At 45.1% G+C, this 15,752-nt stretch carries 16 protein-coding genes; 10 read left to right on the plus strand and 6 right to left on the minus strand.

Translation table 11 applies throughout. The features are described 5' to 3' along the window. Positions 1–148: 148 nt before the first annotated feature. Positions 149–1,294: an RluA family pseudouridine synthase gene (locus tag NTX75_15335; protein MCX5817584.1), complete on the minus strand. Its 1,146-nt coding sequence runs from the start codon at positions 1,292–1,294 to the stop codon at positions 149–151. A gap of 47 nt (positions 1,295–1,341) precedes the next feature. After that, the gene (gene selA, locus NTX75_15340) at positions 1,342–2,736 is read right to left on the minus strand and encodes an L-seryl-tRNA(Sec) selenium transferase (GenBank protein ID MCX5817585.1); all 1,395 of its coding nucleotides are present in this window, start codon (positions 2,734–2,736) and stop codon (positions 1,342–1,344) included. A 99-nt stretch (positions 2,737–2,835) separates the two neighbouring features. Between selA and NTX75_15345 the strand changes: the two genes are divergently transcribed. The 7 genes from NTX75_15345 (at position 2,836) to NTX75_15375 (ending at position 9,820) form a co-directional block, all read left to right on the plus strand. After that, positions 2,836–3,468, plus strand: coding sequence for a sulfite exporter TauE/SafE family protein (locus NTX75_15345; protein MCX5817586.1), 633 nt, complete (start codon positions 2,836–2,838; stop codon positions 3,466–3,468). Continuing rightward, positions 3,462–4,586, plus strand: a complete 1,125-nt coding sequence (locus NTX75_15350; protein MCX5817587.1) for a 4Fe-4S binding protein — start codon at positions 3,462–3,464, stop codon at positions 4,584–4,586. The genes NTX75_15345 and NTX75_15350 overlap by 7 nt, the downstream gene beginning before the upstream one ends. Before the next feature lie 66 nt (positions 4,587–4,652). Continuing rightward, positions 4,653–5,111, plus strand: coding sequence for a hypothetical protein (locus NTX75_15355; GenBank protein MCX5817588.1), 459 nt, complete (start codon positions 4,653–4,655; stop codon positions 5,109–5,111). 70 nt (positions 5,112–5,181) lie between these two features. Next, positions 5,182–6,615 carry a radical SAM protein gene (locus tag NTX75_15360; protein ID MCX5817589.1) on the plus strand — a complete coding sequence of 478 codons (1,434 nt, stop codon included), beginning with the start codon at positions 5,182–5,184 and terminating at the stop codon, positions 6,613–6,615. A 382-nt stretch (positions 6,616–6,997) separates the two neighbouring features. Continuing rightward, positions 6,998–7,348 carry a hypothetical protein gene (locus NTX75_15365; GenBank protein ID MCX5817590.1) on the plus strand — a complete coding sequence of 117 codons (351 nt, stop codon included), beginning with the start codon at positions 6,998–7,000 and terminating at the stop codon, positions 7,346–7,348. A 73-nt stretch (positions 7,349–7,421) separates the two neighbouring features. After that, a complete protein-coding gene (locus NTX75_15370; protein ID MCX5817591.1) occupies positions 7,422–8,804 on the plus strand; it encodes an MBL fold metallo-hydrolase in 1,383 nt (460 codons plus the stop codon). Between the two features lie 374 nt (positions 8,805–9,178). Then, positions 9,179–9,820 carry a SprT family zinc-dependent metalloprotease gene (locus NTX75_15375; protein MCX5817592.1) on the plus strand — a complete coding sequence of 214 codons (642 nt, stop codon included), beginning with the start codon at positions 9,179–9,181 and terminating at the stop codon, positions 9,818–9,820. A gap of 81 nt (positions 9,821–9,901) precedes the next feature. Here the strand turns inward: NTX75_15375 and ydiK are convergent, their stop codons facing one another. Continuing rightward, complete coding sequence (gene ydiK, locus NTX75_15380; GenBank protein ID MCX5817593.1) at positions 9,902–11,044, minus strand: AI-2E family transporter YdiK; 1,143 nt, start codon at positions 11,042–11,044, stop codon at positions 9,902–9,904. A 97-nt stretch (positions 11,045–11,141) separates the two neighbouring features. On the opposite strand from ydiK, the gene NTX75_15385 reads away from it, so the two are divergent. From NTX75_15385 to NTX75_15395, 3 genes are read left to right on the plus strand one after another with little or no spacing between them, the layout of a single operon-like run. Then, on the plus strand, positions 11,142–11,654 hold the full coding sequence (locus tag NTX75_15385; protein ID MCX5817594.1) for an HNH endonuclease: 513 nt from the start codon (positions 11,142–11,144) through the stop codon (positions 11,652–11,654). A gap of 1 nt (position 11,655) precedes the next feature. Continuing rightward, positions 11,656–12,147, plus strand: coding sequence for an HIT domain-containing protein (locus NTX75_15390; GenBank protein MCX5817595.1), 492 nt, complete (start codon positions 11,656–11,658; stop codon positions 12,145–12,147). Then, on the plus strand, positions 12,131–12,877 hold the full coding sequence (locus tag NTX75_15395) for a nucleoside phosphorylase (protein ID MCX5817596.1): 747 nt from the start codon (positions 12,131–12,133) through the stop codon (positions 12,875–12,877). The genes NTX75_15390 and NTX75_15395 overlap by 17 nt, the downstream gene beginning before the upstream one ends. Positions 12,878–12,934: 57 nt before the next feature. Here the strand turns inward: NTX75_15395 and NTX75_15400 are convergent, their stop codons facing one another. The 3 genes from NTX75_15400 to NTX75_15410 form a co-directional block, all read right to left on the minus strand. After that, on the minus strand, positions 12,935–13,981 hold the full coding sequence (locus NTX75_15400; GenBank protein MCX5817597.1) for an aminotransferase class I/II-fold pyridoxal phosphate-dependent enzyme: 1,047 nt from the start codon (positions 13,979–13,981) through the stop codon (positions 12,935–12,937). Then, the gene (locus NTX75_15405; GenBank protein ID MCX5817598.1) at positions 13,981–14,445 is read right to left on the minus strand and encodes a tetratricopeptide repeat protein; all 465 of its coding nucleotides are present in this window, start codon (positions 14,443–14,445) and stop codon (positions 13,981–13,983) included. Before NTX75_15405 ends, NTX75_15400 begins: the two co-directional genes overlap by 1 nt. Positions 14,446–14,546: 101 nt before the next feature. Then, the gene (locus NTX75_15410; protein ID MCX5817599.1) at positions 14,547–15,740 is read right to left on the minus strand and encodes a hypothetical protein; all 1,194 of its coding nucleotides are present in this window, start codon (positions 15,738–15,740) and stop codon (positions 14,547–14,549) included. Positions 15,741–15,752: the final 12 nt, after the last annotated feature.

Raw genomic sequence — 15,752 nt, forward strand, 5'->3', positions numbered from 1 at the left:
TTTTCCATTTCCGGGGCTTGCGTCGCCCCCTCTTGCCACCCGCGGAATGGTATATCACTCCGATATTCAGTCAGGGGGGCGCGGGTGCCCGGCCAAGACAGTTCTTCTCTCCTCTTCATGGCCGTGTGAGCCTCCCCCTCATGCTCGCTTATGCTCGCAGGGTTGACTCCCACTGGTAAACCCCATGGGAGTCTATAAACTCCTCAATATCCGCCGGTACTGGCGCCTCAATGAAAACCGGCATGCCCGTGACCGGATGTATGAACTCTATCCTGTGTGCGTGTAAAAGCGGTCTTTCGGTGACATGTTTTGCCCTTTTACCGTATGCTTCGTCGCCGACGATGGGATGACCCATGTGTGTCAGGTGGACTCTTATCTGATGGGTTCTCCCCGTCTTCGGATACGCCTCAATATAGGTGAAACCGTTCAATCTTTTTATAACCTTGAAGGCCGTAGAGGCATCCCTTCCACCTTCTTTCAGCACAGCCATCTTCTTTCTGTTCGTGGGGTGTCGCCCGATATTCCCTTCGATTATGCCCTCATTTTTCATAACAATTTCTTCTACTACTGCTCTATACGTTTTGCGGACACTTCTCTCTTTAAAAAGAGCAGAAAGCATCTCCTGCGTCCTGGAATCTTTTGCGACGATAATAACACCGGTGGTGTCTTTGTCGAGCCGGTGGACAATGCCGGGACGATGAGCCGCTGACGCGGAATTTCGGATTGTCCCTCCGCTGTCGGGATTAAACCGTACGGATTTCGGATTTCTATCATTCCTGTCTTCTATCGCCGATACGCCGATACGCCGATACGCCGTTTCTGACCCATCCGACCCCTTTTTCGCCTCTGTATCTTTAGCCTCCCCTTCCCCTATCTTCGTAACTTCGCAACTTCGGCCTTTCTCCTTCCCCTCTACACTCTCTCCTCTACGCTCTTTGCTCCTCTCTCCTGACCCCTTGAACCCTCGAACCCTCGAACCCTGCTTTGTTAGGTACGCCAGTACCGCATTTACCAGCGTTCCATCCCTGTGCCCGAATGATGGATGTACTACCATCCCTTTCGGTTTGTTAATGGCAAGGAAATATTCATCTTCATAGAGGATGTTCAGAGGAATTTCCTGTGGTTCCAGCATTAATGGCTCTTCCTCCGGGATTTCACCATCAATCTCGATGAACTTCTTCATCTTTGTCGATGGTTTCGGCGGTTTGCCTGTAATGCGTATATGTCCCCCCTCGATCATACTCTTGATTTTTGTCCGTGTAATGGAAAGCTTTTCCGAGAGATATGTATCCAACCTCTTCCCTTCCTCATTACATATTATATGGAATTGTCTTTCCGGACTCATTCTTGGAGGGCAGTTTTTATACCTGAAACAACAATATGTTCTTCTTCTCTGAGTATTGTCCTCATGTCGAGGAGAAACCGGTCTTTCTCGATCCTTCCGATAACGGGGATTTCAAGGTTTCTTAGCCTTTGCTCAAGGATTTCAACGCTTATTGCATGTGGTGTGATGGCAACACCGTATGAAGGGATAGATACATCAGGGAGGCTGCCGCCGCCAACCTCTGAAAGCATTGCCACAGGTGTGGCAGTAACCTTTTCGGATAAGTGTTTCAAGACCTTCACAATTCGCTGAGACCTCGTCTTGAGAGTCTTTTGGTTTTCGTATATCATTCTTAACGTTGGTATTTCATGCCTTGCAGTTTCTTCGTCGAGATAAAGCAGGAGCGTGCTTTCAAGTGCTGCAAGTGTGAATTTATCGGGTCTCAATGCCCTTGTAATGGGGTTTTTTTTCATTGCATCTATATAAGATTTTTCTCCAAGGATCAGACCGGCCTGTGGAGCCCCAAGGAGTTTATCTCCGCTGAAGGATATGATATCCCACCCCTTTTTTAGTTCCACGGTAATGCAGGGCTCATCATGCACACCGATTCCTTGAATGGGGAAGAGGAGGCCGCTTCCGGCATCGTAAACTGTTGGCAGGTTATGCCTCTTTCCGAGGGAGATCAATTCTTCTGCTACTGTTTCATGGACAAAGCCCTTAATCCTGTAATTACTCGTATGTACTTTCATGAGAAGACCTGTGGAGTCGCTGATGGCGCGTTCGTAATCTCCTGCGTATGTTCTGTTTGTTGTGCCAACCTCTTTCAATATGGCCCCGCTTTTTTTAATAACATCGGGCACCCTGAAACTGCCTCCAATCTCAACGAGTTCACCCCTTGAAATAATCGCCTCTTTCCCGTCTGCAAGGGTGTTGAGTATGAGAAAGACTGCCCCGGCATTGTTATTGACGACGAGGGCGCTCTCGGCGCCGGTGAGTTTTTTCAGGATAGAGGTGCAGTGGTCGTACCTGTCCCCTCTTGAGCCTTTTTGAAGGTCATACTCGAGGTTTGTATAATGGGTGGCTGCATTGATAATGGCCTCTATGGCAGATTTTGCAAGCAAAGAGCGTCCGAGATTTGTGTGTATTATCACGCCTGTGCCGTTTATCACCCTTTTTAATCCCGGGGAGGTGGATGCAATGACCTGCTTTCGTGTATTTTCGACGATTTCATTCAATAAGGGTATGGCGGCGATTCTGTTTTCTTTTATAGATGTTCTCAGTTCATCGAGATAATTTCTGAGAGCGTCCTTCACTATGCTTTCAGGATAAATCGTTGTGAGTTTTCCCCACTCTTCGTGCTTTAATATCTCGTCAACTTTTGGTATGTTTCTGAGAAGTTGTTTGTCTGCCATTGATACATTTGTAACATACAAATAAAATGTAATCAACGGGTTTAGCTGCACCGGATTTGATTGTTCTTTTCAGGCGGTTTTCATATAATAACTTTAGATATGCAGGCCTTTATTCTTGGCATAAGTAACGGAGCGATATGCGTGGCGTATTGTTCGCCTATCCTTATCCCTTATCTGGTAGGAGAAGGGGGTAATATCCGGCGGAACTTCATGCTAATCGGGCAGTTTCTCTCCGGGAGGTTTGTAGGCTATCTTGTTTTTGCTGGGCTGGCCTGGGGAATCAACAAATCGATAATTCATGCAGGGGGCCAGCGCGAGCTGTTTATCGGATTTGCCTATGTAATTCTTTCGTTGTTTCTGGTTGCCTATGGTTTTTTTCATATAAGGCCATCTTGTTCGGCCGGATTTCTAAAGGGTTCTCTCCAAAAAGCAATAAATATGCATCCGATTTTCCTCCCTGCATTCATGGGTTTTGCAACAGGCTTAAGCTTTTGTCCGCCCTTTCTCCTTGCCGTAGCCGGCGCCATTGAAAAAGGCAGTTTGCTGGGAAGCATGTATTTCTTTTTTGCATTTTTCCTCGGCACTTCCCTCTTTTTTATTCCCATACCTTTTATCGGGGTATTGCGGAGGTTCTCTGTTCTCCCGATAATCGGAAAGATGGCAACAGGTATAATAGGTATTTACTATTTCTATTCAGGTGCTATAATGCTGATAAGAGGCGTGAAATGGTAAAATCTTTTCTGCTTGCCTTTCCCATGATGGTCTTGACTTTTGTGATGCTTTCCGGCGGCAAGATGTCGGATGACCCGGCAAAAATGTTTGCCTTTGCCATCACTTTTCTCTTTGTCAATATTTTATTTTTTTTGATGATCCGCACTGGAAAGACCGATAAGTATAGGTCTATACTGTTTATAAGTTACGCCGTCTGTTTTATAATATCCTTTATTACTCACCTGATTGAGCTCAGAGGCAGTATGGCAATAAGCGAGGCAAATATGCTCGATGGACGGACACCGTTCTGCCATATTGTCATACCCATGACCCTGATCCCTGCAGCGCTTACGAAAACAATAATATTTCCGGGCACCATTATCGGCAGTTTTGCTTCCATTGCAAGCATGTTTGTTCTGTGGATCGGCGCATCTCTGGCGCTTGGTCGCGGTTTTTGCAGTTGGGCATGTTTTTTTGGAGGTCTTGATGACGGGTTTTCCCGAATCTTTAAAAAACCTCTCATTAAAAATATTAACCTGAAGTGGACATATTTACCTTATGCAGTTCTTTTTGTGGTGGTTGTGACGGCAGCGCTTACCCTTTCGCCGACCTACTGTGAATGGTTGTGCCCTTATAAAACCGTTACAGAATTTGCTGAGGTCACATCGGTAAAGATTCTCATGCAGACCATCATCTTTGTCTCTCTCTTTATCGCCCTTGTCATCGTTCTGCCTCTCCTCACGAAAAGAAGAACACAATGCGGCCTTTTCTGCCCCTTCGGCGCCTTTCAGTCTTTCACCAACAAGGTGAATGCCTTTGAAGTGCGGATCGATCAGGAAAAATGCGTGAAGTGTAAACGATGTTTACAGGTATGCCCAACATTCTCTGTTGACGAAGGAAGCATTGATGAAGGAAAGATGCGCATAACCTGCACAAAATGTGGAAAATGTGTAGATGCATGTCCAAAAAAGGCGATATTTTTCCATGTAAAATGTACACCCTTGAACAGTACTTTCGATAGATACCGGGTGCTTTTTCTCTATCCTGCATTTTTATTCCTCACTACGATGGCTGGCGGTAATATTCAGGACGCAATAGTAAAAACGATAAAGCTTTTGACAACAGGGAGTATGTTTTAATGTAACTACCAAGGTATGAAGGCTGAAGGCAAGGAAGGCAGTGAATAGTGAATAGTGAAAAAGGCAATGAATAAATTAAAAACAGTTTTGGGTTATACCTGGGGATTCCTTGCCATCTTTATAGTGCTTGCCACATTTATGGGAAGAGCGTATTTCAGCCGTACATTGGCAAACGCCACAGGCGTCACGGTTTCCCCATGGTACTCCGGCGGCGAAATTGCAATGACAGTGGACCATGGTTCATACAAAACGTTTGTACACCGCCCTGTTTTTGACGGCTTGATATGGGATAGAAAAAACGGTTTTATACAGATCAACTGGGAACCATTTTCCGGCTTGCCGCCGGTTGTTGAAGAAAGGATCGATTACAACGGAGACAGACAGGAAGATTTTCTCGTTAAACTTGATACCACAACGGGCAACGCTTCTCTTGTTGCATACAGCCCTGATGTTGTTTCTGTTGAAAACACATACAAGTTGACAAAGGGCTGGGCAGTAAGGGTCCTGCTAAAGAAAAAACCGTAGCCGATTATACCCTTGATTTTTTAACCTCTAAGCCTTAACATTCTCTACTGTTTTACTTCGACAATACTTTATGCTGATAGAACGATTTATTGCCAATTATGCCCGTAAAAAAAATGAGAGCTATCTACAGTTTGCTCCTTCTGCATCCATTACAATCCCCCGCAGTTCAGGCGATATGCCGACACTTCTTTATATGCATGTTCCTTTTTGCGAGGAGCTTTGCCCGTATTGTTCATTTAACAGGGTAACATTTCAGGAGGGACTTGCCCGGTCATATTTCGCCGCCTTACGCAAAGAGATTATAATGTACAAAGAGCTGGGATATGACTTTAAGGCCCTTTATGTAGGAGGGGGCACACCAACGGTATTGATTGACGAACTCGAAGAGACAATCAATCTGACCAGACAAAAATTCAATATTATTGAAGTTTCTGTAGAGACAAACCCGAATCACCTTACGCCTAATAACATTGAAATGTTGAAGAAAATGGGGGTAAATCGACTTTCTGTAGGGGTTCAGACCTTTGATGACGGCCTTCTTGAGACGATTGAACGGTATCACAAATACGGAAGCGGCCAGGAGATAGCAGAGAGGCTGCAATATACGCAGGGAAACTTCCAGACGCTTAATGTGGATATGATATTTAATTTCCCCACACAGACGATGGAAATACTTGAAAAAGACCTGTCCACGCTTATCGGATTAAAGGTAGACCAGGTGACATATTACCCGCTTATGGTATCCTCCTTTACGCGGGACATAATGAATAGTAAGCTTGGAAGCGTGGATTACGACAGAGGGAAGGATTTTTACCAAAAGATAACAGAGATGTTTTCCGCCCAATATAAGGCATCTACCGCATGGTGTTTTTCACGGAACAACAAGATAGCGGATTCCCGCAACCCTGCTCGCGGCAACCTCGCCGGTGTGCAAGCCCCGGTAGGCGAAATCCTTAGCACGCAAGGCGTGCGAGAAGGGGAGGCTCCGGCAGCTTGGCTGCCGGAGGGGGCGACCCCCTTACGGGGACAGGCGCAAGCCCCGGTAATAGACGAGTATGTAGTCAATTATGAGGAATATGCGGGTCTCGGGAGCGGTTCCATCGGATACCTCGGCGGGAGCGCATATGCTAATACATTTGATATCAGGGCATATATCGAGAGAATAAATGAAGGGCTGCTGCCGGTAGCTGCAAAAAAGGCATTTTCCATGAAGGAGAGGCTTTGCTATGATCTTTTAATGAAGCTTTTTGGCTTGAGTCTCGATATTGAACAGCTTAGCGCAAAGCATGGCGTAAATATATACAGGTACTTATGGCCTGAAATTGTATTTTTCAGACTCACCGGCGGGATGGAAAAACATGGCAATCTCCTTACACTCACTAAAAAGGGACAATATTACTGGGTTCTTATGATGCGTGAATTCTTTGTCGGTGTCAATAACTTCAGAGACTACTGCAGGGCGCAACTTGGGGCGGAAGACAGAAGTCAGATGACAGAAGGCTGAAGGGGAAAGACCGAAGTTGCGAAGATGCGAAGATGGGGGAAGGGAAGAGCGGATGAAGGGAAGAGCGGATGAAGGTAGTGAATGGTGAATAGTTTATAGTTGAACCTCCACATAATAATACTAACCATCTCAAATCAGCATCAGTGATTTTGTCTGTTTTTAACTTAAAACTTAAAACTTCCACTTACCAATGCCCGCACCCGTAAGGAAAAGCTGGTCAAGAAAAAGCCCCCTCAGGTGTGAAAGGAGCGGAGAGCGTAGAGTATAGAGCGTAGAGCAGGCAAGAAGAGCCGAACCGGCGAGACGGTGTATCGGCGAAACAGTGATGAAGACAAATGATAAAAGCAGTGAATAGTGAATAGTGAATGGCAATCAGAAAACATTGAACCTTGAACAGCTTTTTGCAATCCGCAATCTGAAATCAACAATCCGAAATGAGATGGGGGAAATGCCGTGCAAAGGTCTTGATTCTCGACTTCAAGCATGCCTTGGGCACCTTGCTGGTAAGCAGAAACGTGCCCGCGGTCAGTGCCGCGTCTGGGCCGGCCTGATTTGTTCGAAGCCCAGCTACAAGTTAGAAGGCCGAATGGATGCGGACCGCTGCAAGGGTAAGGAAGCGCAGCGGAGCAGCGAGGGAAACAGTGTTCCGGCCATACAGAATGAACAAAAACAGGAAACTTCAGAAAAACATTCCCTTGACAATAAGCATAAAGGATGGCTAAAAAGTATCTGACTATATGTTTGTAGAGTTGCAAGAAGCCCTAAATTTGCAGCAGTGACAAAATTATGAAAAGGAGAGCGAGATTATGAAGATACGTTTTTTAGGAGCGGCAAGGACAGTAACGGGTTCTTGTTATCATATGCTGGCGGATGGTTTACAGATGCTTGTGGATTGCGGAATGTATCAGGGACGTAATTCTGACGATGTGAACAGGATTCCTTTTCAATTTGACCCCGGACAGATAGATTATCTCCTCCTCACCCATGCGCATCTCGACCATTCGGGTTTATTGCCGAAGCTCGTTGCGGATGGGTTTAAAGGAAAGATAATAACCACTGTCGGCACTGCTGAACTTGTTGAAATCATGCTCCTCGATTCTGCACATATCCAGGAAAAAGATGCAGAGTGGCTGACGAAAAAATCCTTCAGGACCGGAAGGGACCAGGTATTTGAGCCTCTCTACACCGAAGAAGATGCGAAAAAGGTTACCCCTTTTATCAAAAAAGCGAATTACGGGGAGATAGGACAACTGGGCGAGGGCGTTAGATACAGATTTGTAGATGCAGGTCATATCCTCGGCTCCGGTTCGCTGGAGGTTTGGTATAGTAGCGGAGGCAAGGAGAAAAAGATTGTTTTTTCAGGCGATATCGGTAAAAACGACAACCCCATCATTAATGACCCGCAGCATATAGAAGAGGCCGACTATGTGCTTGTGGAGTCCACCTATGGCAACAGGTTACATAAGGGCGTGGAGGAGAGCATAGAGGAAATGGTGCAGGCCATTAAGACGACCTTTAAGAGGGGAGGCAATGTCCTTATACCCGCCTTTGCTATCGGGAGAACACAGGACATTCTCTACATATTGAATAAGCTTGTAAAGGAAGGGAGACTCCATGACCTTGATGTCTATGTGGATAGCCCCCTTGCCGATAAGGCAACAAAAATCTATATGGCACATCCGGAGTATTTTGACGCCGAGGCAGTGACGGTATTCAAATTCAGGAGCAGTGAAGGGATGAAGCTCCACTTTACAACCACGGTCGAAGAATCACAGAAGGTAAATAGAATAAAGTCGGGGGCAATCATCATTGCAGGAAGCGGGATGTGTGATGGTGGACGGATACAGCATCATTTCAAACACAATATATGGAGACCGGAAAGCAGTATTATCTTTTCAGGTTTTCAGGCGAAGGGAACCTTGGGACGGCATATTGTAGATGGTGCAAAGAGCGCGCGTATTCTCGGCGAGGAAATGGCTATACGGGCGAAGGTTTACACCATCGGTGGATTTTCAGCACATGCCGACCAGAAGGAATTGCTTGAATGGCTTGGCACATTTACGAATAAACCGAAGGTATTTATAGTCCACGGTGAGGAATCTGTCTGTCTTGAATTTGAGAAGATTGTTCAGGAAAAGCTTGCCCTTGAGACACATGTCCCGCACAAAGGGGAAGAGTTGGAGATATAGGAACGCTCAGAGCCAAATTAAGAATTAAGAATGAAGAGTTAAGAATTGAAATTCGCAATGGTTTATTCTAATGTGCGATCAAGTTGATACAAATATGGAAAACCATTCCTTTTGCTTCCACTCCGGGCGGATTACCCTTACAGCGATTCGCCTCCATTCAATTTCCGAACTTGCCACGGGGCTTCAAACAGCGGAAATTGGCCAAGCCGCGGCCTAGCCGCGTGGCACATTGCGACTTATCGGCAGGGTCCCAATCCGTCCTCGATGTTCGCTGCAAGAAACAGTTTTCCCCTTACGCATAGGAGCATTATGATAGCAACTTGGAATTAAATATGGATTATCGTTTGATTCGGAGTAAAAAGAGAAAGAGAACCATGACCATCCGGATTAAGGCGGATGGGGCAGTTGAGATTCGAGCACCTTATAAAACTCCTCAAAAAGAGATAGATGCTTTTTTCAAAGAGAAAACCCCATGGGTTCATAAAATTTTGATGGAGCGGGAAAGGCGGTTGCAGGGCGAGACAGCTCGGCCAAAACAGTTTATCTCCGGCGAAACATTCCTCTATCTGGGCGAGGGATATCCCCTGGAATTGTGCGATATGAACGGGAGGAGAGATGCCCTTATTCTGTCGTACGGGAAATTTTTATTTGATGAAAAGAGGGCAGGTGAAGCGGAGGAAGTTTTTGTAAATTGGTATAAAAAGAGGGCAAGAGAGTTGTTCGTGGAGAGGGTTGCCCATTACAGCAGGCAACTCAGCCTTTTTCATGAGGGCATCAAGATAACGAGTGCACTCTCCCGTTACGGTTCCTGCTCACCAAAAAACCACCTCTCTTTTACATGGAGACTTATGATGGCCCCGCTTGTCGTGATTGATTACATTATTGTCCATGAACTCATCCATATCAAAGTAAAGAATCATTCGAAGGAATTCTGGGAATCGGTAAGGATTGCAATCCCCGACTTCAGGACGCACAAACGATGGCTGAAAGAGAACGGACACTCCCTGAAACTCTAACCAAACACATTTGAAATTTTTGGTTAGTATTATTATGTGGAGGTTTACCAGTTCGCTGAATTATCGAGAGAATCAAGCAATTCACGTTTTCTTCTGGACATCAGTACCTCCCTCTTCGATCCAGGCACGAAGCAGAGTGAGGGCTACAGCCAGTACCACCGGACCAACAAATATGCCTACGATACCGAAGGTGATAAGACCTCCTATGACACCGGCAAGGATGAGCAGGAGCGGCAGGTCTGCCCCTTTCCTGATAAGCACGGGACGGAGCACATTGTCAAGGCTCACGACAACGACCGTCAATACGAGCAATACTGTCCCAGCCACAGCGTGGTTGCTCCAATAGAGCCAAATGATGGATGGAATCAGCACGAACCCCGGTCCAAGCTGTGCTACACAGAGCATGAACATGACGGCAGTGAAGATGGATGCAGCCGGCACGCCGGTCACCGCAAGACCGATGCCACCCAGGAGGGACTGTACCAGGGCCGTAACGACCACACCGAGTGCAACGCCCCGGATTGCCTTTGCAGCGAGGATGGTAACCTCTTCGCCATGATGGCCGGCAAGCCGCCGTGCGAAGCGGCGTATAGCATTGGCAGCAGCATCTCCTTTAGCATACAGTATCGCGGCAATGACCACTGTCAGCAGAAACTGGACGAATATTTTGCCGACGCTGCCAGCCTGAGCCACAAACCATTCGGCCAGCTTTCCGGCGTAGGGTTTGAGCCACAGGATTAGCCCCTGTGGGCCGGCAGAGGAAACATCCTGCCATGCCCCTGAAAGCCTGGGACCTATCATTGGCAGCTTCCCCACCCAGTGAGGGGGCAATGGTAAGGTGCTTTTATGGAAGGATTCCTCCAAGGCACCGATCCTGTCATAATTGTCTATGATGGTTGCCACCGCGAGCCAGAATGGTATGACAAAAACGAGTACCAGCGCCACTGTCATCACCAGGGCAGCGAGCCCTCGTTTACCCCACAGCCGTGCCTGAACTCGTAGCATGAACGGCCAGGTTGTTACAACGATCATGGTTGCCCAGATTAATGAGGGCAGGAAAGGGTGGATGATCCAGAAGACGGCGACGATGAGAATGCCAATTAGCAAAACACTCAGCGTTGTGCGTGTGATGTCACGAGAAGTCGGTCTCTCCATGATTCTCCTTTCTTTGTTTGACTTTTCCATCCGTGAATCTATTTTCTCGTAATCGAGAGTAGATTTCAAGGGGAAAATCCTGACAAAGTTATTGCAGCCTATAGGAGGTCCCTGATACGAAAAGCGTTGACAATCAAGATAAATAAACGTTATTTTCTAATGGTTTATGGATAGAACCCTTCTTTTGAATGCAACGTTTGAACCCTTAAATGTATTGTCTTGGAAAAAGGCAGTGACCCTTCTTTATCTTGGCAAGGTTGCGGTTGTAAAAGAGTATGAGAAAGAGATAAAGGGGGTTTCGATCACTATACGACAGCCGTCTGTTATAAGGCTTCTGAGGCTTGTCAGGGGTAACCACAGGAACGTTAAGTTTTCAAGAAGGAATATATTTTTGAGAGACGATTATGTCTGCCAGTATTGCGGGGAGAGATTTGACCCGAAATATCTTACCTGCGACCACATCATACCAAAATCGCGAGGCGGGATAACGGAATGGTCAAATATTGTGACTTCATGTAACCGATGTAACCTGAAAAAGGGTGATAAGCTGACGGATGAGATTGAAATGTACCCGAGGAAGAGGCCATCACGGCCGAATGGATTTTATTTACTCATGCTCCATGTAGGCGTGAAGATATTCCCGGAGCATTGGAAAGATTATATTTTTATGAGGGATTGAGATGGATAGAATATGGGCGCCATGGAGAATGGAGTATATCAGCAGCACCACCGTTAAGGGTGATAAAAAGTGTTTCCTCTGCATTGACAGTAAGAATGACGAGAAATTGCTTGTTGTCGGCAGAAAGGGTACGGCATTTGTTATCATGAACAGGTTCCCTTACACGAACGGACACGTAATGGTTGTACCGGTAAGACATACAGGGTTACTTGAAGAGCTGACCGATGAAGAGACCATGGATATGATGGGGCTTGTAAAGATTATGACTACTATTTATAAAGAGGAGTTCAAGGTAGACGGTATTAATGTAGGCATAAATGTGGGAAGGGCTGCCGGAGCCGGGCTTGAAGAACATATACACATTCACATGGTCCCGCGGTGGTTCGGGGATGCGAATTTCATGACCGTTGTAGGTGAAACGAGGGTCATTTCGGAACATATAGAGGCAACATACCAAAAATTGAAGAGTAAGTTTATTGAGAAGATTCTTTGATTCATCCCCCCCTCTCTTAAATCCTGTTGATCTGGTATCAGCTTTCACAGGAAGGACAGCAGAGGAGCTTGCCCTCCCAGAGAGGGTAATCATCGTCTTCGATTCAGGCGATTTAAAGCGTGTCTTAAACAAGAAAAAACATAGACTTATTGATGCGTGGTTGAATTTCCGTTGGCTATACAGGATCGAAGAGAGTAATACCATAATTACAAGATCATATTTCGGCGGTCCCAATATCGCTGCCCTTGTGGAAGAACTTGCGGTTTTCGGCGTGAAAGAATTTGTCATCTGGGGCTATGCGGGCGGAATTGACAACCAGTTAAAGATTGGCGATGTGATTGTGGCAAAGGGTGCGTTAAGGGAGGATGGGATATCCTATCACTACGTTGACGATGAAGATGATTTTGTCTATTCGGACTGGTTCGAAGAATGGGAACAACATACCAAAGAGTGGGGCTTCAGAGAAGGCATAATCTGGAGTTGCGATGCCATCTACAGGGAGACCAGGGAAAAAATCAGAAAATATCGTAAAGCAGGTATCTCTGCCGTAGAGATGGAGGTGGCCTCTTTCTATGCAGTATGCACATTCAAAGGGGTAAAAGGCATTGCCCTTTTAATTGTTTCTGACCTTCTGAACGATGAGGGATGGACAGGCGGTTTCCATACAAAACCCTTTCGGGAAGGTGTAAAAAAAATGTCGAAGTTTATGCAGGAAATGGTCGTGAAATAAGGATAGTGAGAGGCTTTAGTTTTAATCTGTACCCATATTCCCCGTATGAGTGAGTCTTTATGTTTTAAGAATATTTTTAAGGGTTTTTATAAACTGTGCATTCAACTTGTGTCTCTTTAAAGGCACCTTCAGATAGGTGTTGGCTGATTCGCTTGAATATTCGTCGATTATGATGTGGTATTTGATAAAAAGGCTTGCCAGATCAGGTATTTGCCTTTCGATTTTCAGGAGGAGAAAATTGCAGGCTGTATCAAATATTTGAAGACCATCAATCTGCTTCAGTTTTTCAATGAAGTATTTCTTTTCTTCTTTGACAAGTTTCATGGTTCTCGTTTTGTGCCCCTTGTCTTTGAGGGATACTATAGCAGCAGCATAAACGAGTGCATTGCCTTGCGGCGGGATCAGGTTGTTACTCAATTTTTTCATCAGCGCCGGGGAACCTGCTCCATATCCCAAGGGCAGTCCCTTCAGCGCATGAAATACGGAAAATGTACGGAGTATAAGGGTGTTTTGTGATTCTGTGACAAGTTTAACGAAAGATCTATAAGGGGCAAAATCCATGTACCTCTCATCGATGACTAATATCTTTCCGGTTTTCTCTGTTGCTTCAATCAGAGAACCAAGGTTTTCTGCAGGCATTATGGTGCCGGTCACATCGTGCGGGTTTGGCAGAATAACCATATCAACAGTTTTGAGACGATCGATGAGTCCGGTGATGTCTATTGAAAATTGAGGAGGATGCTTCTCTTCCACAGGGAACAACTGAATATCCATCCGGTAATTATGCAAGATATCTCTAAACCTTTTCGAAACCGGTGAAACGAGGAGTATGGTCTTTGGTTCTGTTGCCTTGAGAAGACTATGGAGCAACGAAGATGAGCCCTGCCCGAAAACGATACAGCCTTCCTCTATCCGTTCTTGCTTACATATGTAACGTTTTAGATACCTTATTTTCTCGTCAGGCGGGAATTCGAGGAATTTAATGGACTTTCTTATGGCGTTTTTTGCTTTATTTGAAGGGCCCAGAGGGTTAACACTTGAGGTAAAATCAAGTACCTGCCTGAGAGAAAGCCTTTTGCTTTCAGCGTAATTGTGAATATCCATTATTTCTTATCAATCTGCTGGATGGCTTTCTCGGAGATTGACATAATGACAGGGTCATTGGATTGACTCTGGACTTCCTGATAAAGTTTTTTTGCCTCTTCAGGCTTTCCTTTCATATAACTGATTTTAGCGAGGTAAAGCCGTGCAATAATACTTATTTTTTTATGATTTTCCTTGAGAATTGAATTGAATAAGGTTTCAGCGATGTTCATCTTTTCCACGCTGCCGGATGCCATGGATTCGCCAAAGGCTTGTATGGCCTGCGATAACATGAACTGCATTTTGTCGTCCTGTCTTTTAGCATAGAAACTATATCCAAAAAGGGATGAACAGACGACAAATACGATGATGAGCCCGACAATGCAAGCCTTCATATTATTTTTAATCCAGTCGATGGCGAAGGTGACTGTCCTGATGACGATATCCGGTTTTTTTATCTCTTCCTTTACTTTTCTCTTTGTCATGAAAGGTATTTCACCATATAAGGTTAATCTATGTCAACATGAATACTGCTCAATCGTGAATAGTGAACAGTGAACAAGTTCTTTTAACTAACAGCTATTCACTATTCACTGTTTTTTGCGGCCTTTATATATAACCTTACCCTTCGCATGTTATCCTCATCGAGAATTTTCGAGAGCGCTGTGTCATCGAGTCTCGAAAGATCGCCGATGTTTTGTATCCCCTGGTCTTTCAGTTTTAAAAATTTTTGTAACCCTAACCCTTTAAGATGGAGAAGCTTGAGGTCTTCCCTTTCCTGGAGACTGAGCAGGTTCATGTTAATCCCGAAGCTTGTCCGAACACCAATCATTTTCAAATAATTCAGCTTTTCTTTCCCGATGAAGGCAATATCCTCGATTTCAGGTGCGCAGGAAAAAACAGTATATCTATCTATGAGCGTGAAGGAGAGGGCGGAGAAGAGAATGCTGATCAAGGCAATGACAGGGATCGATGCTCTATATGATTTTATGCCATCAAGGAGGCTTACAAAGGTTATAGTTTCAAGTCCGAATACAAGAAAGCCTATATAACCTGGTACCGGCATTTCAAAGATCTTTACATCTTCAAGGAATGGGACCGAATATACCCATTTGGAGACCGAAAGGGAATTCCAAGCTTCCCACAGCAGACCGCAGACAAGCCCGGATATTATTGTGGCAACAAAATGGGTTGCATTCCCTTCTTCAAAGTCCCTCATAAATGAGGCATAACCCTTTCGATAATTATAACCATCCAGAATCAAAGCAAGAAAAATCCATGTAAGGGGAAAAAAATAGTCAGGAAAAAACCAGGTAAAGAAAAATGTAATAATGCCGAGCAATATGGAGTAAAAAGTGTAGTTTTTTACATGAAAAGGCTTCATCCTTATTTCTCCAAGCATAGTTCTGATGAATTCTTTTGTGACATATAAAGCAGGAATTACGGTTCCATATGCGAGGAGATACCCGGTATACCTGTAATACATTTTGCCCGGGAGATTAATATAGAACCAGTTCTGCAAACGTATGTTGATAATTTCAAAAAGACACCAGAAACCACAGGAGATAACGATAAGGAAAGGAAGGCGCCTGTTCAGGACCAGGAGCCTTTTTGTTTTCATTGCCAGAATTGCATCAATGAAAAATATATAAGACCACCATGCGGTGAGATAGAAGTAATACAAAAATGGCTCTATTTTATGGAGGAGTACATAATACCCCGCTAAATGAAGAAGAAAAGAAAAGATAATCAGCGATACGCATTGCCGGGCGGTAACCATAAAACACCCTGT

It is taken from the genome of Pseudomonadota bacterium (genome assembly GCA_026388315.1).
In the GTDB taxonomy this organism is placed as follows: domain Bacteria; phylum Desulfobacterota; class Syntrophorhabdia; order Syntrophorhabdales; family Syntrophorhabdaceae; genus MWEV01.